We start from the raw sequence: 26,501 nt of genomic DNA, 5'->3' as shown, positions 1-26,501 counted from the left end.
GCTTTACTTAAGGCTTAAGAATTCAATACCACATTAACTCATTAAATATTTCTGTCTTTCCCACCCTTTAGAGTCTGGGTAAGGAAAAACATAACCTTAAATAATATTTCCCGCCCATGCAAATCATCCGTCATCTTACCATTTACGAAATGCATTTTAGATTCGGATTTTTTTAGATCCATCTCAAAAATTGTGGTTTAAACAAAAATCACTGTTGATTTGATCTCTGCTTTTTCTTTGATCAAAAAAAGTTTGAGCTGGTTCAGAAACTGTCTGAGTTTTTCGGAATGGTTAACCGTTACCTGTTTAACTTATAAACAGGCAACGGTTTGAGTATTATACCTGTTTGTTGATCACTTTTACAATAGCGGCCAGTTCTTCGTTGCCCAGGCCTTTCTCCCCGGCATGTTTAAGTATATTTTTAACGGCTTCCGGGAATTCCCGGAGAACATCCAGTTCCTTAAAACTGTCTGCAATCCGCTGGGTTGCTGCTATACTGATAGGAAGGGGGCTCTGCGTTATACGATAATCACCGCGGTTAATAACATCAATTTCATACTGGAAAAACTCGGTAAACCCGGGGGTAATTTCACCTATGATCTGGCTGTAGTCTTCCAGGTTTAACCCGTATTTCTGACCGAGGCTTACCCCGTATATCAAACCGATATAAGAACCGTAAAGCCAGGTAAGTGTAGCCAGGTCCATAGCGGATGATGCGGCTGCCTTTTCTCCGAGGTATTTTAAGTTACCACCTAAAACATCGAACGCGGGCTTTTGATAGTCATAAGCTTTTTTGTTCCCGGAGAGGAGTACGGTTGTACTTTCCAATCCCATTTGGTCCGGGGCAACCTGGATAGCTCCGTTTATATAGTTTCCTTTTTGAGTGGAAATGATTTTCTCAATTTCACTCGTTTCGTCAGGACCACCTGTAGTTAAATTGACGATGGTTTTGCCTTCTAAGACATCTTGATCGGCCAGGCTGTTAAGTATACTCAGGGTTGCGGAATTATCGTAAACACAGATAATAATAAACGGACTGCGTGCAATGGCTTCTTGCGCATGTTCGGCTATATTCACATCTTCAAATTCCCTGGTCTTTTCACGGGTACGGTTCCATACGGTAATCTCGTACCCCGAATCCATATACATTTGGGCCAGTTTTTTTCCCATTTGTCCCAAACCTATTAAGGATACTTTTTTAATTGTTTTCTTTGCTGTTTTCATGATACTAACTTTTTATTGTCACGACAAAGTTCCGTTAAAGGGTCAATGCAGACAATAACCGAAAAAAGATTCGGTATGAAAATGTTGTGATATGTTTTAAACAGTTTCTTAATTCTGTATAGTTTTCTGAACAAGTTTGTTCCCGGGCATAGTAGTGGTGCGACTATGCAATGGATAATTTCATATCTTACATAAAATTTTATAACCCGTTGCATTTTGAATGCGAATTATAAAGGCGGAATTGAATTTTGTCATATACTAAGAATATAATTTTATGAGGACATTATACCGGTTGAAAAGTGGATGCCCCATTGAAAAGCGAAACATATGTACAAAAGAAAAATAGAGGAAGATCTGGATTGCGGTATCCGTGTCGCTTTAAAAATTTTTGGAGGGAAGTGGAAACTGTGCATTATTGATGCCATTAACCGGGGAATAGTTCGCCCGGCCGATATCCACAAGAATATTCAGGGCTCCACATTGAGAGTTATTGAAATGCAATTGGCAGAACTGTATTTTTTCGGTGTAATAGACCGGCATGCGGAAGATGTATATCCCAGGAAGACCGAATACGAACTTACGGAATTCGGGAAAGGACTTCTCCCGCTGCTATCAAAAATTGACCAATGGGGGCAGGAGCATGCCGATTTCGTCAAAGAAAGGCAAGGAGAGCTGGAAGAGAACACTATACTCTAGCAACAGCCAATTAGCAATCTTTTGCTGGAAAGGATCTTTTTTAATTTTCCTTAATACACCTTCTTTCTAATAGATAAACTTATCAAATTTTAGTTATCAGCGATTTAAATTTTACTTTTGAACAAGTACAATCTGTCTATGGAAACTATTGAAGAAAAACTTAGGGAACGCATAAAGGAACTCACCTGTTTATACGAGATTACTTCCATTATCGTTAACTGTGATTACGACCATCCGGAAATTTCGCTGGAGGCGATTGTGCATTGTCTTAAAAAAGCATGGTTATTTGAGGAAGATACCCGGGTTGTTATCAAAACCGGGGAGTACCTGTTGGGAGATGTGGTGTGCGAAGAAGAGCTGGTTTCGATCAGATCGGTCATAAAAGTATTTAACCGGGAAGAAGGATTTATAGAGGTCGGATACCCTGCGGATAAGTATGCTTTGACCGATTTCCTGGAAGAAGAACGAAAGCTTCTGGACAACGTTGGACTGGAAGTGGGCAATCTCCTGGAGAGAAAACGCATACGGGAAAGCGAGCTCGCTATAAAGCGACAAATGGAGCGGGCGGACCGGCTTAATATTCTCGGGGAGATCACCGCGGGAATTGCACATGAGCTCAACACACCCCTTACCAATATTCTCGGCTTCGCGGAATTACTGGAAAGCAGCATGGCAAACAGTGACGAGGCGGATGATCTGAACAAGATAAAGGAAAGCGCCATATTTTGTCGTGAGGTGGTAAAGAAACTGATGTTTTTTACTTGTGAAGTCCCGCAAACCCGGAAGGAGGTCACGCTTAAACCGGTAGTGGAAAATGTACTGCAACTGTTAAAGCCCACCTTTCAAAACCGGCAATTGACACATGCGGTGTCCTTCGGAAATAAAAACATAACGGTACGGGTAGACGAGATACAGATGACACAGGTACTTTTTAACCTGATTATGAATGCGGTGTATTATTCTCCAGTAAAGGGTAAAATAACAATAGATGTCCGGGAAAGTCAGAAAAATGTAACTATGGAGATTGCCGATGAAGGACGCGGAATTCCGGATAATATAGGAGATAAGGTCTTTGAGCCTTTCTTTACGACCAAGCCTACCGGCGAAGGCACCGGGCTCGGATTGAGTGTGGTCCACGGTATAATCACCGGGCACGGAGGGCAGATTTACCATCGGCCGAGTAATGTGGGAGGAACCGTGTTTGTAATAAAGTTTCCAAAAAAATAATCATGAGTTATCGAAAGGAAAATATTCTGATAGTGGACGATGATGTGCATATCCTGGAACTGGTACAGCGACATCTGCAATCTATGGACTATCATACGTATAAGGCAGTTTCCGTAAAAGAAGCCGTTTCTATCCTCAGGGATTCTCCCGTGGATCTCCTGGTGACCGACCTGAAAATGCCTGGTGTAGATGGTTTTGAATTAATACAATACGCCTCCGAGCATCACCCGGAGATGCCTGTACTGGTGGTAACCGGCTATATTTCCACCAAAAATGCACTTAACATAGGCAAATCGGGGGTTGTGGATTATTTGATAAAGCCCTTCACCCGGGATGAACTCCGTAATGCGGTAACCAAGTCCCTGGACGGGGCGAAGAAGAATGGTCAAAAACAAAAGAAAAGTGATCCCGGAAAACCGGACCATGCTTCGTTCGGGGAATTGATAGGCAATTCGGACGAACTGGAAAAGGTCAAAGACATCATCGGAAGGGTCAAAGACAACCGGGCCACCATACTTATACAGGGAGAAAGCGGCACCGGGAAAGAATTGATAGCGAGGGCCATTCATTACAATGGTAAGTTCTCGAAGGAACCTTTTATCGCCGTAAACTGCGGGGCTATCCCGGAGAGTTTGCTGGAATCCGAACTTTTCGGGTATGAGAAAGGAGCGTTTACCGGGGCGGCGGAAAGCCGGATGGGTTTTTTCCAGGCAGCGGACAAAGGAACTATTTTCCTCGATGAGATAGGGAACGCATCTTTCCAGGTACAAAACGGGTTACTCCGTGTTTTGCAGGAAAAAGAAGTGACACGTGTGGGGTCCCGAAAGCCTCAGAAAGTGGAACTGAGGGTTATTGCCGCAACCAATAGCAATCTGCGCGAACTTGTACGGCAGAAAAAGTTCCGGGAAGACCTGTATTACCGGCTGACCGTAGTGGAAATTGATGTTCCGCCGCTGCGTAAGCGGAAATCGGATATTCCGCTTCTGATGGAGAAATACATACGAAAATACGGGGTGGAATATAAAGACCGTTTGCTGTCCGTAACACCGGAAGTGATGGAAGTTTTGTTGCGATACGACTGGCCGGGCAATATAAGGGAACTGGAAAATATTGTGCAGAGAGCGGTGATTATGTGCGATACGCGTATTGAACTGAAAGATATTCCCGATAGCCTGAAATACAATATCGATTTTCCCGAAGATGCCTTTGTGTCCCTGTCTGAAATGGAAAAGCAGTATATCCAAAAGGTACTCCGGGCTGTTGATGACAATAAAACCAAAGCATCCGAAATTCTGGGGATAGACCGCAAAACACTGCGGAACAAGTTGCAATAAACAAGGCAGGTCGTCGTCATCCCCCCAGAGAGGCCTTCAATGGGCCAGGCTCTGACCTGGAGCGCAAAGAAAAAACAGAATTATCACGTTGAAATAACTCAGAACTCCCAACTAAAAAAATCTTGTCTGCCGGAGGAAGAGTCCGTAACTTTTACATTCAATACTCCCCTTTAATGTAGCGGGGATATTTTCCTCTCCCAGGGAAATATTCCCCGGTATACTTTTACCATATAATTCTTGTTTCTTTGGTAATCAATTGTTTTTTAATGTGTTATGTGTTTTTGGGGATATGCTCCTCTATTGCGGCATAGCTATTGTCTTACCGGTAGCAACTTTAACACTAAACAGAAATGGAAAAATACGGGACAAGCATTTGCGCTACCTGCAGGTACCTGGCTACGTGTGTGCTCACCGCGGAGAAGTCTCTGGTGACTTCATGCAGTGAGTATGATCATGCGTTAACGCGAAAAAAGGTCAGAACCCTCGGGTATGTTTAACTGATGTATCCATCCATAATTACACACAAACACAATGATAGCACAAGAGGAAAAAGAAAAACGACAAAAAACAGGGAAACAGGGCATGCTGGAAAATGTCCTGCGACAATTTAATCACGCATCCGACATGCTTGGGTTAGATCCCGATATACACAAGATACTTGGGATCACCAATAACGAACTGGTGGTTCATTTTCCTGTGAAAATGGATAACGGAAAGGTAGAGGTTTTTACCGGCTACAGGGTACAGCACAATAATGCCCTCGGGCCGTATAAAGGAGGACTGCGTTATCACCCTACGGTAGACCTTGATGCCGCCCGGGCGTTGGCCATGTGGATGACCTGGAAGACTTCTCTGGCGGGACTGCCCCTGGGAGGTGCCAAAGGAGGTATACAGATCGATCCTTCGCGATATTCGGCAGCGGAACTGGAGCGTATTACCCGGAGGTTTACCTATGCGCTGGGAGATAATATAGGTCCCGAACTCGATATTCCCGCGCCGGATGTCAATACCAATCCGCAGACCATGGCCTGGATACTGGATACCTATATGTCTACAAAATCCCCCAACGAGAGATCCACCAATTTACATGTGGTAACGGGAAAACCGGTTGGAGCCGGAGGATCGGAAGGAAGAGACAGAGCTACCGGGTACGGCGTATACCTGTGCGTAAAGTTCTGGGCAGAGCACAATGATATTGACCTGAAAGGGCGGAAATTCATTGTTCAGGGATTTGGTAACGTAGGTTACTGGGCCTCCCGTTTTCTGGAAGAAGAAGGCGCTTTGCTTATCGCGGTGCAGGATGCTTCCGGAAGTATAGTTAACCAGGATGGTATTGCGGTAGATACATTGTTCGGATATATGGCCGGTAATAACAATGCCATTGCAGGTTTTCCGAATGCCAAACCTTTGCACAATGAAGCGTTTTTTGCACTGGATTGTGATATATGTATACCTGCCGCCCTGGGTAACCAGGTAACAGAGAAGAATGCGGGAGATATAAAAGCGCTGGTTATTGCCGAAGGAGCAAACGGTCCGACGGATGTGGCAGCGGAAGAAATTCTTCTGGAAAGGGGAGTGGCTATAATTCCCGATATCCTTTGTAATTCCGGAGGGGTAATAGGCAGTTATTTCGAATGGCTGCAAAACCGTAACGGAGAGATATGGCAACTCGAAGAGGTTATGGAAAAACTCCGGAAGAAACTCCGTGAATCTTTTGACCGGGTAATGAAAGTTACCGGCGACAAGAAAACGGATATGCGTACGGCCGCTTTTATGATTGCTATTGAACGACTGGAACAGGCATACAGGCAAAGGGGGATATTCCCGTAGTTTTCCGTACCGGAAAACAAGCCCTCGCCGGAAAAGATGTGATGATTTAACTATATGACATGAAATACGAAAACCTGATTATTGAAAAGAGAGAGTATGTGTTGTTAAAACAACTGCTGCAATTGTCCGGATATTACGGAGATAACGTTTTTAAAAGTTCCGTAAAACACCTGAGAGATGAACTTCTTTCCGCGCGTGTCTGCGATGAGGATCAGATGCCGGGCGATGTTATTCGCTTCAATTCTTTTGTTTCCGTAACATCCGAAGAAGGCTGGAAGAAGCGCTTCCAACTGGTATTGCCCAATGACAGCGATATTAAGAAGGATAAGATTTCCATACTAACGCCTATGGGAGCGGCTGTTATGGGATATGCTGCCGGAGACTCCCTCATGTGGGAGTTCCCGGCCGGTCCCCGGTCCCTTACCATTGAGGAAGTGGAACAAGGTAAAAACAGCTGATATGCCTGTAGTATCTTAAGATTTTTGTTTTCAGGACCGACCGTTACCCGGGGAAAAGCCCTTTTCTTGCCGCAAAGAGTGAACATGGAAAATTCGTATTTGTCCCTGTTGCCCCGTATCAGTGACAGGGAGCGAGTTAAAGCGGAATGCTCCCCGGGGATGCGGTTCGGATAAACGACAGTTTTTAAAATTTATATTTATGTATTCGAAACCATTCTATACACACGAAGATGACAGGCTTATCTTAAAGAAAAAAGACAAGGTAGAGGTTGGTAACTGGCTGGAACACCTTGAATTTATAGGCCGGGAGATAGAATATCTTATTCCGCTGGAAAGCAGGACGCCCGGAAATGACCAGTTGTCCCGCGAGCTTTATACCATACGCAGGGAAAATACATTGCACATGGCGGCACTTTGCAGGTATGAGCACAGCCTGATGAACGCTCTTGAATGCGATAATATGGAGTGCGATGCTTTTTACCTGAACAACCATGAGAAAAACAGGAGTTCTTATACGGGGCACCTTCGAAAATACGAAGCTTTAAAGACAAGGGTATTTGCCCGGCTCCTGAAGGGCAGGGGAGCGTAGATGTTACTATTGCTTGAAGGCCCTCTCCCTGGGTTCTATATGATAGTCAATGGAGTTCAGGGAGTGATCGGGATCGATGAAATCCAGTATCTTGTCTATAAATTTCCCGAAGCCGGAAAGAGTGTCCAGCTGGATATTCTTTCCTATGGCACTGGAAATGGTCTCGTCCCGGTTGCCGAATTTATATCCTCCCTTTTTTATGAGCAGCAGGTTGAGAATGTGCTGCATGACTACATTTCCCAACTGATCTATAGAAATAGCCATTTTTAAAGCATATTCACCAATGCCCCTTAAGGAATTGCGTATGGCAGTATGAAAAAGCCCGTATAACAACCCTATGGGACATGTGGTGATAAATAATACAATAGATATGGCGAAAAGCAATACACCGATCAGCGGGCGGATCCTTTTCTCTTCTTTAACTATCATTTTTGGCGGTTTAGGTTAAGTAGTTTTTAGGGCTTAAGTCTTTTTACACCAGGCTCTGCAAATTAGATAACATTTCCGCAGTTATGGTTTTAAGGTCGTACCGGGCTTTCCAGTCCCAGTCTTTTCGGGCATTGGAATCGTCGATGCTTTGCGGCCAGGTATCCGCGATTTTCTGACGGAAATCCGGCGCATAGCTGATGGTGAAATCCGGAATATGTTTCTTTATGGTTGCTGCCATTTCCTCCGGGTTAAAACTGATGGCGGCAAGGTTGTAGGACGATCTTACACGGATAGATTCCGGATCGGCCTGCATTATGGATATGGTGGCTCTTATCGCATCTTCCATATACATCATGGGAAGCACGGTATCTTTGCCGAGGAAGCATTCGTAAGTTCCTTGTTGCAGTGCTTTGTGGTAAATCTCAATGGCATAATCCGTTGTTCCTCCTCCGGGACTGGTTTTCCAGCTGATAAGTCCCGGGTAGCGTATGCTCCTCACATCCACACCGTAATTTTTGAAGTAATATTCGCACCAGCGTTCCCCGGAGAGCTTGCTGATGCCATATACCGTAGAAGGTTCCATTACCGTTTGCTGCGGTGTGTCCTGTTTGGGAGTGGAAGGCCCGAAGACAGCTATCGAACTCGGCCAGAATACTTTTTGGATTTCCTTGTCCCGGGCGAGGTCTAACACATGAAAAAGGGAATTCATGTTCAGGTTCCAGGCTTTGTCCGGATATTTCTCTGCCGTAGCGGAAAGCATCGCCGCCATCAGGTACACATCTGTTATTTTGTGTTTTCGTACACATGAGGTTATGGCATTTTTGTTGGTGGCATCGAGAACCTCAAAAGATCCGGATCGCATCAGTTCTTCGTTGCCTTCGCGTATGTCGCTTGCGATAACCTGTTCGCTTCCGTGTAATTCCCTGAGAGCCAGGGTTAATTCGGAGCCTATTTGCCCGCATGCACCTATAATCAGGATTTTCGGAGTCATAAAAATCGAAATTAAGTTTCAGGCCAAAGATACTATTTAGCCAAAAACTTTTGCTTCAAAAAGCATATAAATCCGCCATATGTTTTTAGGATGCCTTATCTTCGTATAATGTATCCGTATACGATGAAAATGACAAGACAATTTTATTGGGTGTTTGCCGTGTTTATGGTGGTTTCATGCAAAGAAGAAAAGAAAGAAAACAAAGATGCCGGCCAGGAAGAAAAAACAGAGCTTCACATAAACCTTCCGGAATTGAGGCAGTTTGAAGGAGAAAAATCAGAAGAAATAAACGAATGGGCGCAATATGTAGAATTGAATAAGGCTATACGTGAGTTTAGAGAAGAGAAAGGCGGGGATGTGGTATTGCAATTGGATGATCTTCTGAAAAAAGAAAAGGAACTTGCGGATGGCGATTTCCCGGAGAAATTTGATAATCCTTCGGTTCGAAGCAGGCTGAGCGTGGTGAAAACTTATCTGTTGCAGACCCGGCTGGAAGCCCCCGACCCCGTCCCCGAAGAGTACCTGATGAAACAAAAACTGAAGATACTGGAAGCATTTAATGACTTCGACCGGCAATTAAATGTAATGATGAGAGGTAGTATAACCGATGAATTTCTCACTGAAATGTCCAATAAACCCCTGGCGAAAAGAGATTCCTTAAGATTGGACAGTGTGCGGGTGGACAGTATACAGGTGGATAGTACCGGAATAAAAGAATAAAAAACAGGAGTAAAAAATGAGAAGACTAATAATTGTTCTGGCCGGGATATTCCTGGTTTGCGGAGTACATGCTCAGAACCAGGATACAAAAGACATAAATACGTTGCTGGATGCATGGCATAAAGCCGCGGCAGATGTGGATTTCGACAGGTATTTCGGTTATATGACTTCTGATGCGGTGTTCATAGGGACGGATGCTACGGAAAACTGGAAAGGAAAGGAATTCCGGGACTTTGCAAGACCTTATTTTGAGAGAGGAAAGGCCTGGAACTTTACTGCCCTGGAACGGAATGTTTACGTAGGAGCGGGCGAAACAACGGCATGGTTCGATGAACTTCTCGATACCCAAATGAAAATATGCCGGGGTTCCGGGGTGCTGGTTAAACAGGACGGGGATTGGAAAATACGGCATTATGTCCTTTCCATTGCCGTGCCAAATGATGATATTCCGCAATTGATAGAGATCAAAAAAGATACGGATGACAAACTGATGGATAGTTTAAGGCAGAAAGGATAGAGGAAGGCAAAATGTTAATAATGGAGGACAACCTGGAATCCCGGTGGCTTCGATACATCCCGGCAGAGCCGGGACACTCAGCCACCTCGCTTTGTTTTTTGCCTAAAACTGAACCTGTAACTGGAACCTGCCCAACCTGTAACCTGTAACAAAGAAATAATCCCTCTAACTCCTCAACCCCGAACTATAACACGGTTACCGCTTGCGGATTACCAATTACCGCTCCTCTCATACATAATGTGTTTGCCCTGGTTAATAATGTAACAAAAGAGCGTGTAAAATGTTTTTTTATTAACTTGCTGGTGCTTAATCAAAAAAAGTATCATAAATGAGAAAAACATATACTAATCGTATACTCCTGGGGGCTTTGACCTTAGGCCTCGTTGCTTCCTGTAAGCAGGAGAAGAAAGAAGAAACGGCGGAAGTGGAGAAGATTCCGGGTATAAGGCTGGAATATATGGATACCACGGTTGCGCCTAAAAATGATTTTTTCCGTTTTGTAAATGGCAAATGGCTGGATTCCACGGAAATTCCGGCCGATAAAACGCGGTGGGGAAGTTTTCTTGAACTCAGGGAAAAGACAAATGGCGATGCCCTGGGAATATTGAAGGAAGCGGTAAACGACACCACTCTCGATGCCGGTTCTGACCAGGCCAAAGCCGTTTATCTCTATGAGACCATAATGGACATGGACTCTAGAAATGCTCAGGGTGTAGCGCCGCTTAAACCATATCTGGAAAAGATAGACGCCATTGGATCCGTAGAAGAACTTCAGGCTTATCTCCAGGAAATGGAGCCTTACGGAGGTGCAGGTTTCTTTGGTATAGGAGTAAGGGCAGATGCCAAAGACAGTAATAAAAATGTAGCTTATCTCGGTGCGGGAACCCTGGGATTGCCCGATAGAGACTATTATGTAGGTGACGATGCGGATTCCAAAGAAAAAAGGGAAAAGTATAAAGTACACATAGCCCGGATGCTCCGGTTCATAGATTACAATGAAGAAACGGCAAATAAAGAAGCCGAAAGGATACTGGCTTTTGAGACCGGTATGGCCGAACCGCGACTGGATAAAGTAGAACGCAGAAAACCGGAAAAGAGGTACAATCCCACTTCCGTCACCGATCTTAAAAAGATGGCTTCCGTGATAAACTGGGATGATTATCTTTCTTCGCTTGGCGTTAATGTGGATACTGTGATCATCAGCGAAGTGAAATACTTTAAACAGTTACCCGGATACCTGGCAAAAAACAACCTGGAAGACTGGAAAGCATACCTGCGATGGACAGCCCTGAACCGTGCTGCTGGAAGATTGTCGGAAGAAATAGAGACCGCAGACTGGGAATTCTACGGAAAAACATTACAGGGAACCAAAGAACAGGAACCCCGTGATGAAAGAGCTTTGCAGGTCATTAACCGTACCATGGGTGAAGCCCTTGGGAAATTGTACGTAGAAAAGAAATTCCCGCCCGAAGCCAAAGCTCAGGCCGAAGAGATGATCGCCAATGTGATCCGCGCCTATGAGTCGCGTATACAGTCATTGCCCTGGATGGACGAAGAAACCAAGGCGAAGGCCATTGAAAAGCTCAATAAGACAACCGTAAAAATAGGGTACCCGGATAAGTGGAAGGATTATTCCGAACTCGAGGTGAAAACTGCTGACGACGGGGGGACTTATATGGAGAATATGCAGAATGTTTCTAACTGGAATTTTAAAAGGAGTATAGAAAAACTGGGGAAACCCGTGGATAAGAGCGAATGGTATATGGCGCCACAGATAGTGAATGCTTATTTTAATCCTTCCTATAATGAAATTGTATTCCCGGCTGCCATTCTGCAACCTCCGTTCTTTAACTTTACTGCCGATGCGGCCGTGAATTACGGAGGAATAGGAGCAGTTATCGGCCATGAGATATCCCATAGCTTTGATGATCAGGGCGCTAAATACGATGCCGACGGAAACCTGGAAAACTGGTGGACGGATAAGGATCTCGAACAGTTTCAGGGACTTGGGAATGATCTGGCAGAGCAATACAGCAGTATAGAAGTGTTACCCGAAATATTTATAAACGGTAAATTTACACTTGGTGAAAATATAGGAGATCTCGGTGGTGTGAATGCCGCTTATGACGGACTGCAGCTATACCTGAAAGAGCATGGCAACCCGGGACCGATAGACGGATATACCCCGGAACAACGCTTCTTTATGTCCTGGGCAACCGTATGGAGGTCCAAAATAAGGGAGGAAGGATTGAAAAACCAGATTAAAACAGACCCGCACTCTCCCGCGCAATACAGGGCTACGCAGCCTCTTCTCAATGTAGATGCTTTTTACGAAGCATTTAATATAAAAGAAGGAGACGGAATGTACCTGGAGCCGGAGAAAAGAGTAAAAATATGGTAATACACGACCTTTGTTGTGTTAATTGTTAGATCAGAACCCGGGTTCCATATATAAGGAGTCCGGGTTTTGTCGTTTTACAGGTCCAGCTTGAGCTGCTCAGGCAATAGGCGAAAGCTTTTCCGGTGATACCTGGTTATCCCGTATTTCCGGATTGCCTCCCGGTGTTCTTTAGTGGGGTAACCTTTGTTTTTCTTCCAGTTATACATGGGAAACTCCTCATGGATTTTATCCATATAAGCATCCCGGTAGGTTTTGGCCAGTACGGACGCCGCGGCAATACTCATATACTTGCTATCTCCTTTAATAATACACTCATGCGGAATTTTTCCGTAAGGTTTAAAACGGTTGCCGTCTACAAGAATAAATTCCGGAACAACCGAAAGTTGTGCAATAGCCCGGTGCATTCCCGTTATGGAAGCGTTGAGAATATTGATCTCGTCTATTTCCTCTTCAAATACATGACAGACCCCATAGCATAATGACTGTTGCTCCAGGACGGGCCGGAGTAAGTCCCTGCGAAGGATGGATAACTGCTTGGAGTCATTTAAGATATCATTAGTAAACGTCTCCGGTAATATCACTGCTGCAGCTGTTACCGGCCCCGCAAGGCATCCTCGTCCTGCCTCATCCGTCCCGGCCTCGAGTATTTTATGTAGATATTTGTTTAACATATAATTTGGATTTTATTTCTGAACAATGAAAATCTTAATTTTTTTTCATTATTCTGAGGTTCAGTGTTATAGTGGAAATAAGAAAGTTCCTTTTTAATTTGTGACAATTAAGTCTTAAAAAAATCAAGACTCAGTTTTGTTAATTTTTTGTTATTTTTAAATATATTTTAAGATATTTGCTATTAAGCTAAATCAAATATATGTAATATGAGATCAAAAATTACTCAGATTTTGACGCTTTTATTAGCGTTCGTCGTACATGTCTCCTTTGCACAGGAGAAAACAATCACGGGTAAGGTTACTGATGAGACAGGAATGCCATTGCCCGGTGTGAATATTGTGGTTGACGGTAGTAATACAGGTACCCAGACTGATTTTGACGGGAACTATAGTATTACCGTCAACCAAGGACAGGTGTTGGTATTTACCTATATAGGTATGACTGCTACCAGAAAAACTGTAGGTAGCGGAATGGTTATTAATGTGGAAATGACAGAAGACACTCAAGCTTTGGAAGAGGTGGTAGTTACGGGGTACTCTTTTAAAAGGCAGGAACAGCTTGCGTCGGCCGTCTCCACGGTTAGTAGTGAGGAAATTGAACGGATGGTGCCAACCACAAACGTAGATAATATGTTGCAGGGTAAGGCTCCGGGGGTGTCTGTAATAGGAGCTAATGGTAAACCAGGACAAAATGCTTTTGTGAGGATTAGGGGGCAAGGTTCCTTAACTCAGGGAGGGGCGGATCCTTTATATATAGTGGATGGTGCTCCATTGAGAGAAGACCAGTTAAATGCCATTTCTGGTAATGATATAGAGTCTGTGAAGATACTAAAAGACGCGGCAACAACTGCGGTTTATGGGTCCAGGGGAGCCAACGGGGTAGTTATTATTACTACTAAAAGCGGAAGAAAAAACCAGGATGCGACTATTAGGTTGAATTCGAGATATGGTTTTACAGACGAAATACCATTGAATTTTGACATAATGAATGCAACCTCTAAGTTGAATTTTGAAAAGGAATTAGGAGACTTGGGAGTAACGGCAGCACAAAGTTTACCGGGTTATACAGCAACTCCACAAGAAAGGGCTAGATTAATAGCAAATGGAATAGATTGGAGAGATGAAGTTTTAAGGCAGGGAATTGTACAATCTAATAATATCTCTATTTCCGGAGGTGAAGAAAAAGTAGATTATTTCGTTTCCTTAAGTCACGATAGAGACACGGGGATATTAGATCATGTATTTGGTTTTGAACGTACAAATGCCCGTGCAAATACTAAGTTTCAGGCTAATGATTGGTTGGATATTAGTGTTGGAGTAGGTCATTCAAGGAGTTTAGCTGATGCAACCAGAGACAGGAATAATGCACAAAATCCTTTTAGAGCAGCCTATGATATAAACGGATACGAAACTATGTATCAGCTTGATGCCGATGGGAATGTAGTTTTGGATGCTAATGGGAACCCGCAATGGAATTGGACTAGTACATCATTAAATCCTATTGAATATGTACAGACTAACCTGGAAATGGTTGTCAATAATATAACATTGGCCAATCTTGCAGCTAATATTAAGTTTAATGATAACTGGAACTATCGTTTTAGTGGAGCGGTTAATAGTCAGAATGAAGTTCGTGAGACGCAAATGTTGCCGGGAAATAGGCTTGACCAGCTTATTGGAGATTCTGAATTCCCTGGGAGCAAAACCGATAGAAATACTCGCCGTGTTGATTATACATTGTCAAATTTACTAACCTATAGATTGCAAACGGAAGATCACGATTTAGAGGCTTCCGGGTTATATGAATTTAACTTCAACGAATTTAACCGGGGCTTTATGAGTTCAGCGGGTTACCCTTCAGCAGAATTATCTACAGTATCCAATGCTGGGAGAATTAATGATGCTTATACGGAAAGAAACAGATTGGCTTTAGTTTCTTATGGGTTATTTGCAAACTATGATTACAAACAAAAATACATAGTAGGAGGATCACTTCGTTATGATGGTTCTTCTAACTTTGGTCAGGATAAGCAATGGGGACTTTTCTATTCCGTCAGTGGAGCTTGGAATATTGCTAAAGAAGACTTTTTTAATGTAGATGCTATTAATGATTTAAAACTCAGGGTATCCTATGGTACCACGGGAAATAGGAATATCGGAAGATATGCTAACCAGAATACGGTTTCATATGAATCCGGTTATCCCGGTGGACAGGCTACGAGACCTGATAATATAGGAAATCCTGATCTGCAATGGGAATCTTCGGCAATGAGCGATATAGGTATGGAATTTAGTTTATTCAACTATAGATTAAAAGGGGCAATAGATTACTATAAAAAAACTACAGATAATCTTCTGTTCAGAGTGCCTACACCATACGAAAGTGGTTTACAATTTATTAATAGTAATGTAGGGGAGATACAAAACAGTGGTCTTGAGATTGATCTGTCGGGAGATATAATTAGAAAAAATGACATGCGTTGGGCGATAGGGGCAAATATTTCTTTTTTGGATAATAAGATAGTCAGGTTGCCTGAAGCAGAAACACCGGGTGAAAGTAATGATATTGAACCGACGGATGCTTTTTATATTAACTGGAAGGAAGGAAGCCCTATTAATGAATTTTATCTGATAAGATATGCCGGGGTAGATTCGGATAATGGTCGTCCCCTATATTATGGTGCTGACGGTAATACTTATTATTGGGAGGATATGCCTGAAGGAGATAATCGTGTCATGACCGGTAAGTCTACCATAGCAGATTTCGAGGGAGGATTTTATACCGATTTTAATTATAAAGGTTTTGGTCTAAGAGCGGATTTTGTTTATAGATCGGGAAACTATATTTATAATCAGGTTAGAGCTAACCTGGTGAATGATGGATTCACTCCGAGAGTTAATCAGGCTGAAGAGGCGTTTAATTATTGGAAGCAACCAGGAGATACCAATGTTAATCCCAGTCCTTTGTATGCTGCTGAAGCCAGACAAACTTCGGATAGGTGGTTACAAAAAGGAGATTACATTCGTATGCGGAATATTACTTTATCCTATAATCTTAGTGAAAATGTGCTTGAAAGAACTCCCTTCAAGTCGGTTAGGTTTTATGTACAGGGACAAAATTTACTAACATTCACTAACTTTTTCGGAGATCCTGAGGTAGGTATTTCATCCGGGGAGAGCGTTAGTTATGAAAATACAGTAGCACCAGGAGAGGTGACTCTTTATAGTTATCCGCAAAGGAGAATGTATACTTTTGGAATTGATATTAGTTTATAATTAAAAAAATAAATGATGAAAAACTATATAGTAAACTTATGGCTTCTGGCGTTTTCAATACTTCTGCTAGGATCCTGTGATAGTGAATTGGACCAATTGCCGTATGATTCTCTTCAGACGGATAATGCCTTTATTACGGCATCCGATTTTGAGAATGGTATTAGAGGAGCGTATTATGCCCTGACATTAGCGGGGTATTATGGAAGTGCAGATCAAGGATCAATGTTGTCTATTCCGGATGTTCTTTCCGATAATGTTATAATGACTCAAAGAGGGAGGTTTACTAAACGAAACCTTCACGAGTATACGTACAATCAGGGGGCGATTATTACTTTTTTGTATAATGATGCGTATAATGTTGTCTACTCAGCAAATCAGGTTTTATATTATTTGGAAGCAAACGATTTTCAAGGGGAATCCAGAGCAAATATCCGGGCAGAAGCATTGGCTTTGAGAGCATTTGCCCATTTTGATTTAGTAAGGGTCTATGGGAAAATACCAACACAATCTTCGGATGCGAATGCGTCTCTTGGCGTAGGTTATGTTAAAGAAGCAGATCCTCGGATTACTCCTGCAAGGTTAACTGTTTCCGAGACTTATAACGAGATTTTGACAGATCTTTTGGAGGCATATGATGATATAGATTCGGATAATGGAATAGGAAGGTTTAATAAGGAAACCATAGCATTATTGTTGTCACGGGTATACCTTTATATGGGAGGAAATGAAAATTACCAGAAATCTATTGATTATGCGAATGAAGTAACGACACCGATAGCTTCCAGAGATGATGTTAAAGAAGTATGGACAGATGAGAGTGATTCCGGGCTTATCTTTTATATTCCCAACTTACCGGGTGCAGGAGAACTTAATAATCAAATCGGAGTTACTTGGGGACAAGGTCCTACAGATGGAATTGTACCAGAGTATGCAGTTACTTTAGAGTTTGTGAATAAGTTTGCTTCTGACGACATAAGAAAAGAGGCTTATATCCATACAGTATCCGGAGGGGGACAGACATACAATGGAATAAAGAAATTGTTTGGAAAACCAAATCAGTTCAATGGAATTGTCAATTATAAACTCTTGAGGTCTGAGGAGGCATTACTGAATAAAGCTGAGGCTCAGTTTTTCTTGGGGATGGAGGCAGAAGCCTTAAGTACTCTCGATGAATTAAGGGATGAGAGATATAATACTTATACGGGAGGAGAATCTGGGGAAAACCTACTTGATGCAATTAAGTTGGAGAGGCGTCTTGAGTTCGCTTTTGAGTATCAGAGATTTTTTGATTTAAAAAGATGGGGAGATGATGTAGTAAGAGAATCCACAGGTGAGTTAATCGATGGAAGTGGGACTCCCTCAGCTGCATTATTGCTTGAAGCAGGTAACTTTAGGTGGCAATTACCATTCTTTCAACAAATGTTGGCAAGAAATCCTAACTTGGTACAGAATCCTGGATACTAATAGATGTTAAAAATTTAAAAGCAAGAAAGCCCTGTTTCGTAAGAAACAGGGCTTTCTTGCTTTTGAAACATAGAGACCATTAACTGGTAATCCGTATACGGACTTTTTCATTTTTAAGTTATGTGAGCGGTCAGCCCATTAATTTCCTAAAAAAAGCGATAAGGATGCTGATCTCATGATATTTTTTGCTATTTTGTTTTTTGGTAGAAAAGAGGTAATTTTCTTTTTTATTCTCACTGTGTTTTTCAAAAACGATCTTTACCAAAACATGAAGCAAACCTTCCACCACATCTTCCGTTTTATCCGGGACAATAACTACCAGGTAACTTTTGATGAATTTACGAAACAACTGACCTCTCATCCGGATTATCCCAGCCTGTATGCTATTTCGGATTCCTTGCATTATTGGAAAATAGAGAATGTGGTGGTCAGGGTTCCGAAAGAAGAACTCCATCAACTTCCGGAAAGTTTTATAGCCGTTACCGGTGAAGATGGGGATCAGAATATAGTTTATGCCCGGAAATCCGGGGATAAAATCAGGATTTATGAGGAAAAGAATAAAGAGGAAATAGGAGTAGATGAGTTTCTGGAATTGTGGTCCGGAATAATCCTGGCTGTTGAACCCAATGAAATTAAAGGGAGCAGATTCAGGCTTTCTGTTTCCGGCTTGTCTTATGTTTTTCTTTTTACCGCCCTGTTTGCGGTAATACTGCGATTAATGACCGGTAATTACACACTACCGGCAATAGCATTTCTGTTGATAAGCGGAATGGGTGTTTTTATTAGTATACTCGCCATAAGGGAAACACTCGGATTTTTTTCCGGAACAGTACATAAAATATGTAATGCCGGGAACAAGACAAGCTGTGAAGAAGTATTGTCTTCGCGCGCGGCAAAAATATTGGGTTCTGTTACGTTAAGCGATTTGTGTTTGATATATTTTGTCTCTTTTGTCCTTACCTCTCTTGCTGTTCCTGAGAGTTTTACTTCTGTATGGACCTTTTTCATCGTCTTGGGAGGAGTTCTGTTTTCATTATACTCGATCTATTACCAGGCTGTCGTAATTAAAAAATGGTGTATGCTTTGTCTGGGAATTAGCCTGCTGTTATACGTACAGTTGGGAGTACTTTTGCTTTCCTCTTATTATACATTCGATGTTGCTTCCTTATCCTTCCTTATTTTAACATTGGCGTTGACTGCATTGGGATGGATATGGAGCAAAGAAAAATTGGTTAAATTAAGAGAGCTGGAAAATGTGGAAGTCGAGTTCTTAAAATTCAAAAGGAACAGAAAAGTATTTCGGGCGGTTCTGGAAGACGGAGATAAAGTAGATCAGGCTTCATTGGAGAGTTTAGAGGTCTTAAAGCTGGGAGAAGAAAATACAGGTGAAGTTATATATGGAATACTGAGTCCTTCCTGCATACATTGTAAAAGTGCATTTCTCAACTACCTGGACCTGATCCGGGAATCCCCGAAGGGCCTGGAGTGCGCTGTACTTTTTAATGTGAATCCGGAAAATGACAAAAACCCATACCTGGACATATGTTACAGGGTTTTGGAAATGTATGAAAAGAACGAAAGGCAAAAGGTATTAATAGCATTGAATGAGTGGTATATGTCGGGCTTTGATCTTAAGGAATGGCAGGATAAATATGGGAAAGTGAGCAATGAAGATGTTTATAAGTACAGGCAACAGGTCTACAGACATTATCACTGGTGTAAGGAAAACAAGATAAATTATACTCCGGCTACTGTCTTTCATGGCTGTATATATCCGGCAGATTTTGCAATTAAGGATTTGAAATTCTTTCTTGAAGGCGATCATTGAGAGTTTATGTAGTTGAATGATAGGCGTAAAAGGAAAAAAATCGTATCTTTAAAAAGACGAAAATTTTATTTCTTTTAAAACAGACAAGAACACTATGAAAATCCTGGACATTAAAACCTTCAGCGTGCTGAATCGTGAGGAACAATTGAAAATCATAGGAAGAGGAGGAGGGAACCTATGTGAAGAGCCCGATTCTTTTTATTGTGAGGTTCCGAATCATGTTTGTTGTAGAGGCATGTGTGTGTTGCCAACACATCCGGCATGTTCTGGCGCATAGTTTATTTTATACGATCTCCCCGAAAAAATACATGTATACCATAAGCTTTTTATGAAACTTAAAAACACTACTTATGTTAAAAAAACTTCTGAATTCCCATTCTTGGGGAATGTTGGGCACCAGTGAGCAAAGATCCATAGCCGGTAAAGGAACTTCCATCTGGCCTAATACCGAAGAACAATGTCTTATTTGTGGAGGAGAATGGGGCGATCCGTTATGTCGTCTCCCTATGGACTCTCCTTGTGCTTAATAGTTATTTGGGGAAATGAAGTTCTTAAGTCTTCATTTTATGTATTCGAATTATCAATCCATATTTTATGTTTAACCTAAAATGAATAATTATGTTGAAACAACTTTTACAATTAAACGGAGTCCGGGAAATTGACCGGGACCAACAAAGATTTATAAAGGGATCTGGTGGAACACTTTGCCCTGACGGAACCTATCCGTATACCTGGAACGGGTATAGTGGATGTTGTCTGGAACCTTTACAAGGGTCACCCTGTGGCAGAACGGATTGCCTTATCCATGTAGATGCATGTGGAACGGGCGCTGAGTGATTCTTTTAAAAAAGATCTTACTAAAAATAGTAATATTATGTTGAAAAATATTTTAAACCTGGAAGGTATCCGGGAAGTCAGTAAAGAAAATCAAAAAAGGATTTTGGGAGCTTCAGGGGGATGTAATGCTTCTTTCTGTGCAGCCGATGGCAGTTGTCCTGCCGGATCTACCTGTGTTAACGGTATATGCGAGTGCGATGATACCGGAGGTCCCGGAGGCCCCGGATGCAACGAACCGATTCGGATCTGCCAACCCGGAGAAACGGGGTGTGGATGTGTGTATCCTTAGTCGGATAGTGGGAAGCCCCGGGTTCTTCCGGGAATACAATTGAACTCATTTAAAAAAAGCCACCGGAATAAAATTTACGGCGGCTTTTTGTTTCCGGAAATCCGGGATCCGGTTTAACCTTTTTTTAGTTTCTTAAATCACTTCCTTATTCTGCCAAAAAATTTACCTTTGTCCTTATGCGCGGCTATAGTTTCTCTGGTGCAATACAAGAACATGGTTAAACAGGCGTTATTCTGTACATTAAGGAACCCGTTTTCAATGAAGCATATTTTTTTTGTATATATCCTGATGCTTTTCAGCCTGGTGGTTAGAGGACAGGAAGAAAGCACTCCCGGGAGAGAAAAGGATACCGTTTCCCGTTCGCTGAGATCAAAACCAAAATCTCCGGGGGATACCTTACCATCTATAACGGACTACAAAATCATTTCATACAGAAGAGATACCACATATCTGGATACTTCATTGACTCTTCAGAAGGAGTACATGTACAACTATCTGAGAAAAGATAATTTCGAACTCCTCCCTTTTTCCAATGTTGGGCAGACTTATAATTCCCTGGTGCGTAATTTCAGGACAACCGGTTTGTATCCGCAACTCGGTGCCCGTTCCAAGCATTTTAATTATATGGAGGCCGAAGACATAAGCTATTATAGTGTGCCTACACCTACTACCGACCTGTTTTTCAAAACCACAATGGAACAGGGGCAATTGCTAGATGCTTTTATTACGATGAATACATCCAGGCGATTTAACCTTTCCATTGCCTATAAAGGTTTGCGTTCTTTAGGAAAGTATCAACATACACTGTCGAGTACCGGGAATTTTCGTCTTACGGCCAATTATACCACAGAGAATGAAAAATACAGAATGAGGGCGCATTTCACCTCTCAGGATATTCTGAACCAGGAGAACGGAGGTATCTCTAACAGGGGGCAATTTGAGACCGGTGACCCTGAGTTTTCGGATCGTGCCCGTATGGCCGTTTTTTTTGAGGATGCGGAAAATCTTCTGATAGGTAAACGTTACTTTCTGGACCAGGAATATTTTTTAGTACGTCCGGGACAGGCTTTCTCCAAATTGTCATTCGGACATGAGTTTCAGTATGAAACAAAATTTTATAAGTTCCTTCAGAATTCCGTTAAAGAGAATTATTTCGGAGATGCTTACCAAACATCCGATATTGAGGACAGGGCGAGGTTAAAGACCATGTATAATCGCCTGAGTCTTAATTACGGAGACAGGATATTTGGAGATCTGAAATTCAAAGCAAGTCTGTACAATTATAATTATTACTTTAAAACCATACTTTACACCGAAGATGGTATCATAGGGAATCAGTTGAAGGGAAATGAAATTGCCATAGGGGGAGAATGGACAAAGACCATAGGAAGAGTTAATCTGAATGCGGATCTGGAAGTAAATATGGTAGGAAACCTGAGTGGTAATATCTTTAACGGAAGTGCCTCATACGATATTAATGACGATCTGAAGCTCTCCGGATTTATCTCTTCCGTAGCGCGTATGCCTAATTTCAATTTTCTGCTCTATATGAGCCAGTATCAAAACTACAATTGGCAGAACGATGATGATTTTGGTACCGAAAAAGTATATACTCTCGGGGGAACCCTGAAGTCGAAGAAGTGGGGAAGTGTTACGGCCAGTTATTCCACCATAGATAATTACACCTATTTTTATGAAACTGCCGATGCCGGAGAGCAGCCCAATTTGGTGCTTTCGCGACCTGCACAATATAGCGGCACCGTAAATTATCTTAAAATTAAGGGAGAAAATGAGTTCCGGTTCGGGAAATTTGCCTTGCGCAATACTATAATGTATCAAAATGTAACACAGGATGATTTGGTGATGAATACCCCCGAGCTCATTACCAGGAATACCTTATACTACTCTAACCACGTATTTAAAAAGGCGATGTTCCTGCAAACGGGAGTCACCTTCAAATATTTTACCGAATATTATGCCGATGGATTCAATCCGTTGTTAGGCGAATTTTACACACAAACCCGGGAAAAAATAGGAGGTTTTCCATTATTGGACTTTTTTGTCAACGCCCGGGTAAGGCAAACCCGTATATATTTTAAGGCGGAACACTTCAATTCTTCGTTGACCGGGTATAATTATTATTCCGCCCCGAATTACCCTTATCGTGATTTTATAGTGCGTTTCGGGTTGGTTTGGAATTTCTTCAGGTAGATTTCTAGACAGTCTCTTAAACCTGAAAAGGTAAAAATTAAAAGGATCCGGGAATTTCATACCTGTTTTTGTTTCCTAACTAATTCATCTTCAATATAGATGTAAAAAAGGGCTAAAAAGGTTTAAAAATATTTGGATTTGGCAGGGAAGTGGTTTTATATTTGCACCCGCTTTGAGGGAGATGATTTGGTAGTTGAAAAGCGAGAAAAAGTTCTTTTAAAAAATGTTGTAAAAAGTTTGTGTGTTTGAAAAAACGGATTACTTTTGCAGCCGCTTTGAACAGGAGAGATGATGAGGGATGAAGCGGAAAGTTCTTTAAAAAAAGTAGGCAAAAAAGTTGGTGAGTTTAAAAAAACGTTTTACTTTTGCAGCCGCTTTATTAGAGAGCGAAAAGATAAGAAGAATTTAGGAAAGTTCCTTGAAATATTGTTGACAGCACTAAGGATAAAATTTACGAGAGTAAGTTTTGATCATTAGGAAGATTTAAGCAAAATTATTTTGAGTAGGAAATGCTTTATGTATCGGATGTTCTAAATAGATATTTAAGAATAAACGATGAAGAGTTTGATCCTGGCTCAGGATGAACGCTAGCGGCAGGCCTAACACATGCAAGTCGAGGGGTATAAGGAGCTTGCTCCTTAGAGACCGGCGCACGGGTGCGTAACGCGTATGCAATCTACCTTATGCAGGGGAATAGCCCGAAGAAATTTGGATTAATGCCCCATGGTATATAGAATAGGCATCTATTTTATCTTAAAGTTGAGGCGGCATAAGATGAGCATGCGTCCCATTAGCTAGTTGGTATGGTAACGGCATACCAAGGCAACGATGGGTAGGGGTCCTGAGAGGGAGATCCCCCACACTGGTACTGAGACACGGACCAGACTCCTACGGGAGGCAGCAGTGAGGAATATTGGACAATGGTCGGGAGACTGATCCAGCCATGCCGCGTGCAGGAAGACTGCCCTATGGGTTGTAAACTGCTTTTCTACGAGAAGAATAAGAGGTACGCGTACCTTGATGACGGTATCGTAGGAATAAGCACCGGCTAACTCCGTGCCAGCAGCCGCGGTAATACGGAGGGTGCAAGCGTTATCCGGAATCATTGGGTTTAAAGGGTCCGTAGGCGGGCTGTTAAGTCAGGGGTGAAAGTTTGCCGCTTAACGGTAAAATTGCCTTTGATACTGGCGGTCTTGAATATGTGTGAAGTGATTAGAATATGTAGTGTAGCGGTGAAATGCATAGATATTACATAGAATACCGATTGCGAAGGCAGGTCACTAACACATCATTGACGCTGATGGACGAAAGCGTGGGTAGCGAACAGGATTAGATACCCTGGTAGTCCACGCCGTAAACGATGGATACTAGCTGTTGGTTCGCAAGGATCAGTGGCTAAGCGAAAGTGATAAGTATCCCACCTGGGGAGTACGTTCGCAAGAATGAAACTCAAAGGAATTGACGGGGGCCCGCACAAGCGGTGGAGCATGTGGTTTAATTCGATGATACGCGAGGAACCTTACCAAGGCTTAAATGTGGATTGACGTAATTGGAAACAGTTATTTCTTCGGACAATTCACAAGGTGCTGCATGGTTGTCGTCAGCTCGTGCCGTGAGGTGTCAGGTTAAGTCCTATAACGAGCGCAACCCCTGTGGTTAGTTACCAGCGAGTAATGTCGGGGACTCTAACCAGACTGCCGGTGCAAACCGTGAGGAAGGTGGGGATGACGTCAAATCATCACGGCCCTTACGTCTTGGGCTACACACGTGCTACAATGGTCGGTACAGAGAGCAGCCACTGGGTGACCAGGCGCGAATCTATAAAACCGATCACAGTTCGGATCGGAGTCTGCAACTCGACTCCGTGAAGCTGGAATCGCTAGTAATCGGATATCAGCCATGATCCGGTGAATACGTTCCCGGGCCTTGTACACACCGCCCGTCAAGCCATGGAAGCTGGGGGTACCTGAAGTCGGTGACCGCAAGGAGCTGCCTAGGGTAAAACTGGTAACTGGGGCTAAGTCGTAACAAGGTAGCCGTACCGGAAGGTGCGGCTGGAACACCTCCTTTCTAGAGAAACGGGATGTTCGATACGAGCGAATTTGAAAGGAATAATTTTGCTTATGCTGTCAATAAAAAAAAGCAATTGCAGGTTGCATGTTGCAAGTTACAGGTTGAAAAAGTCTGTAAGAGGTAGCGGAGACTTGTAATTTTAGAGACAGTCTCGTAGCTCAGCTGGTTAGAGCGCTACACTGATAATGTAGAGGTCGGCAGTTCGAGCCTGCCCGAGACTACAAGTCGAGGGAGGAGAGAGGTTTATCCTGGTCCCGATAGTTATCGGGATATCGAAGGGAGCCTGCCCGAGACTACGGGAAATTAGCGGTACGGAGATAGAAGTAGGAAGTTAGAAGTAGGACTGCGTATCGGTGCCACGTTTTTTTAGCGCGGTAAAGAAAGTTCATAGATTATATATTGTTAGGAAATTCTGGAAGTTGAGAATTCTACATTCAAGATTCTGAGTTCGACATTCGGGATTCAAGAGGGGAATTAGCTCAGCTGGCTAGAGCGCCTGCCTTGCACGCAGGAGGTCATCGGTTCGACTCCGATATTCTCCACATAAGAGATGAAAGTTCATATAAGATTGAAGGAAATCAGCCATTAGGGGCTGGATCGTCCCGACATGCAGTCGGGAAGGTCATCGGTTCGACTCCGATATTCTCCACGAGGCCAAAGGTCGAAGCAGCATAAGTGCAAACACTTATCTGTGACGACTTGCCGAAAAGTTCATTGACATATTGAGATAAAGCAAATACGAGCAAGATGAAAATCTTGTAGATAGAATTAAAGTAAAAGAGCAAATTAGAATTTGGATTTGAGAGTGTAGGGATTAGGAGTATAGGAGTATTTAATATATTCTAAGGTCTAATATCTGTCTTCTCATATCTGATTAAAGGTATTATAAGTTATGTAAGGGCGTATGGGGAATGCCTAGGCTCTCAGAGGCGAAGAAGGACGTGATAAGCTGCGAAAAGCTGCGGGGATCGGCACATACGAATTGATCCGCAGATATCCGAATGGGGCAACCCACTATACTGAAGGTATAGTATCCCGATATTTATCGGGAGGCGAACGCGGGGAACTGAAACATCTAAGTACCCGTAGGAGAAGAAAACAAGAGTGATTCCGTAAGTAGTGGCGAGCGAACGCGGAGCAGCCCAAACCATAGTTGTTACGGCAATTATGGGGTAGTAGGACTGCGATATTGATTGTACGCTGAATTAGAAACCTTTGGAAAGAGGTACCGTAGAGGGTGATAGTCCCGTATAGGTAAGGTTGTATAAATCATAGCAGTATCCTGAGTAGCGCGGGGCACGTGAAACCCTGTGTGAATCTGGCGGGACCATCCGCTAAGGCTAAATACTCCTGAGAGACCGATAGTGAACCAGTACCGTGAGGGAAAGGTGAAAAGAACCCTGAATAAGGGAGTGAAATAGATCCTGAAACCATAC

At 42.6% G+C, this 26,501-nt stretch carries 19 protein-coding genes, 2 tRNA genes and 2 rRNA genes (1 of these 23 cut by a window edge); 19 read left to right on the top strand and 4 right to left on the bottom strand.

What is annotated here, in order from left to right; translation table 11 throughout:
* Positions 1-336 precede the first annotated feature (336 nt).
* Positions 337-1,224, bottom strand: coding sequence for an NAD(P)-dependent oxidoreductase (locus ACVBDU_RS21900; RefSeq protein WP_447181815.1), 888 nt, complete (start codon positions 1,222-1,224; stop codon positions 337-339).
* Between the two features lie 327 nt (positions 1,225-1,551).
* On the opposite strand from ACVBDU_RS21900, the gene ACVBDU_RS21895 reads away from it, so the two are divergent.
* The 6 genes from ACVBDU_RS21895 (at position 1,552) to ACVBDU_RS21870 (ending at position 7,358) form a co-directional block, all read left to right on the top strand.
* Positions 1,552-1,920: a winged helix-turn-helix transcriptional regulator gene (locus ACVBDU_RS21895; RefSeq protein WP_447181814.1), complete on the top strand. Its 369-nt coding sequence runs from the start codon at positions 1,552-1,554 to the stop codon at positions 1,918-1,920.
* A gap of 117 nt (positions 1,921-2,037) precedes the next feature.
* Positions 2,038-3,147, top strand: coding sequence for a sensor histidine kinase (locus ACVBDU_RS21890; protein ID WP_447181813.1), 1,110 nt, complete (start codon positions 2,038-2,040; stop codon positions 3,145-3,147).
* Positions 3,148-3,149: 2 nt separating this feature from the next.
* The gene (locus ACVBDU_RS21885; protein ID WP_447181812.1) at positions 3,150-4,481 is read left to right on the top strand and encodes a sigma-54-dependent transcriptional regulator; all 1,332 of its coding nucleotides are present in this window, start codon (positions 3,150-3,152) and stop codon (positions 4,479-4,481) included.
* A gap of 531 nt (positions 4,482-5,012) precedes the next feature.
* Positions 5,013-6,311, top strand: coding sequence for a Glu/Leu/Phe/Val family dehydrogenase (locus ACVBDU_RS21880; RefSeq protein WP_447181811.1), 1,299 nt, complete (start codon positions 5,013-5,015; stop codon positions 6,309-6,311).
* Positions 6,312-6,370: 59 nt separating this feature from the next.
* Entirely contained in the window at positions 6,371-6,769 is a 399-nt protein-coding gene (locus ACVBDU_RS21875; protein WP_447181810.1) for a GreA/GreB family elongation factor, read from the top strand.
* Positions 6,770-6,968: 199 nt separating this feature from the next.
* Positions 6,969-7,358, top strand: coding sequence for a hypothetical protein (locus tag ACVBDU_RS21870; RefSeq protein ID WP_447181809.1), 390 nt, complete (start codon positions 6,969-6,971; stop codon positions 7,356-7,358).
* 6 nt (positions 7,359-7,364) lie between these two features.
* On the opposite strand, the gene ACVBDU_RS21865 is transcribed toward ACVBDU_RS21870, so the two are convergent.
* Positions 7,365-7,787 (bottom strand): hypothetical protein, encoded by a 423-nt coding sequence (locus ACVBDU_RS21865; protein ID WP_447181808.1) that lies wholly within the window; start codon positions 7,785-7,787, stop codon positions 7,365-7,367.
* A 43-nt stretch (positions 7,788-7,830) separates the two neighbouring features.
* Positions 7,831-8,778: an NAD-dependent epimerase/dehydratase family protein gene (locus ACVBDU_RS21860; RefSeq protein ID WP_447181807.1), complete on the bottom strand. Its 948-nt coding sequence runs from the start codon at positions 8,776-8,778 to the stop codon at positions 7,831-7,833.
* A gap of 129 nt (positions 8,779-8,907) precedes the next feature.
* Between ACVBDU_RS21860 and ACVBDU_RS21855 the strand changes: the two genes are divergently transcribed.
* The 3 genes from ACVBDU_RS21855 to ACVBDU_RS21845 all read left to right on the top strand — a co-directional run bounded on the left by ACVBDU_RS21855 (position 8,908) and on the right by ACVBDU_RS21845 (position 12,416).
* Entirely contained in the window at positions 8,908-9,498 is a 591-nt protein-coding gene (locus ACVBDU_RS21855; protein WP_447181806.1) for a hypothetical protein, read from the top strand.
* Between the two features lie 16 nt (positions 9,499-9,514).
* Complete coding sequence (locus ACVBDU_RS21850) at positions 9,515-10,015, top strand: nuclear transport factor 2 family protein (protein ID WP_447181805.1); 501 nt, start codon at positions 9,515-9,517, stop codon at positions 10,013-10,015.
* Positions 10,016-10,343: 328 nt separating this feature from the next.
* Positions 10,344-12,416: a M13 family metallopeptidase gene (locus ACVBDU_RS21845; protein ID WP_447181804.1), complete on the top strand. Its 2,073-nt coding sequence runs from the start codon at positions 10,344-10,346 to the stop codon at positions 12,414-12,416.
* Positions 12,417-12,490: 74 nt separating this feature from the next.
* Here the strand turns inward: ACVBDU_RS21845 and rnhB are convergent, their stop codons facing one another.
* Positions 12,491-13,087 carry a ribonuclease HII gene (gene rnhB, locus ACVBDU_RS21840; protein WP_447181803.1) on the bottom strand — a complete coding sequence of 199 codons (597 nt, stop codon included), beginning with the start codon at positions 13,085-13,087 and terminating at the stop codon, positions 12,491-12,493.
* Positions 13,088-13,294: 207 nt separating this feature from the next.
* Here rnhB and ACVBDU_RS21835 point away from each other — a divergent pair, with 207 nt between their 5' ends.
* From ACVBDU_RS21835 to ACVBDU_RS21790, 10 genes are all read left to right on the top strand, one after another.
* Entirely contained in the window at positions 13,295-16,363 is a 3,069-nt protein-coding gene (locus ACVBDU_RS21835; protein ID WP_447181802.1) for a SusC/RagA family TonB-linked outer membrane protein, read from the top strand.
* 15 nt (positions 16,364-16,378) lie between these two features.
* Positions 16,379-17,827, top strand: a complete 1,449-nt coding sequence (locus tag ACVBDU_RS21830; RefSeq protein ID WP_447181801.1) for a RagB/SusD family nutrient uptake outer membrane protein — start codon at positions 16,379-16,381, stop codon at positions 17,825-17,827.
* Positions 17,828-18,095: 268 nt separating this feature from the next.
* Positions 18,096-19,655, top strand: coding sequence for a vitamin K epoxide reductase family protein (locus ACVBDU_RS21825; RefSeq protein ID WP_447181800.1), 1,560 nt, complete (start codon positions 18,096-18,098; stop codon positions 19,653-19,655).
* Between the two features lie 350 nt (positions 19,656-20,005).
* Positions 20,006-20,182, top strand: a complete 177-nt coding sequence (locus ACVBDU_RS21820; protein WP_447181799.1) for a hypothetical protein — start codon at positions 20,006-20,008, stop codon at positions 20,180-20,182.
* A 347-nt stretch (positions 20,183-20,529) separates the two neighbouring features.
* Entirely contained in the window at positions 20,530-20,781 is a 252-nt protein-coding gene (locus tag ACVBDU_RS21815) for a hypothetical protein (protein ID WP_447181798.1), read from the top strand.
* 258 nt (positions 20,782-21,039) lie between these two features.
* Positions 21,040-22,992 carry a putative porin gene (locus ACVBDU_RS21810; RefSeq protein WP_447181797.1) on the top strand — a complete coding sequence of 651 codons (1,953 nt, stop codon included), beginning with the start codon at positions 21,040-21,042 and terminating at the stop codon, positions 22,990-22,992.
* 552 nt (positions 22,993-23,544) lie between these two features.
* Positions 23,545-25,062, top strand: a 16S ribosomal RNA gene (locus ACVBDU_RS21805).
* A gap of 150 nt (positions 25,063-25,212) precedes the next feature.
* Positions 25,213-25,286: transfer RNA gene (locus ACVBDU_RS21800), tRNA-Ile, on the top strand.
* A gap of 247 nt (positions 25,287-25,533) precedes the next feature.
* Positions 25,534-25,607 (top strand) — tRNA-Ala (locus ACVBDU_RS21795).
* Positions 25,608-25,948: 341 nt separating this feature from the next.
* Positions 25,949-26,501, top strand: a 23S ribosomal RNA gene (locus tag ACVBDU_RS21790); it runs 2,278 nt beyond the window's last position.
* Together the 16S and 23S rRNA genes with 2 tRNA genes alongside form the textbook arrangement of a ribosomal RNA operon.

This window comes from Sinomicrobium endophyticum (genome assembly GCF_052983315.1).
This window is presented reverse-complemented; position numbering and strand designations above follow the sequence as displayed.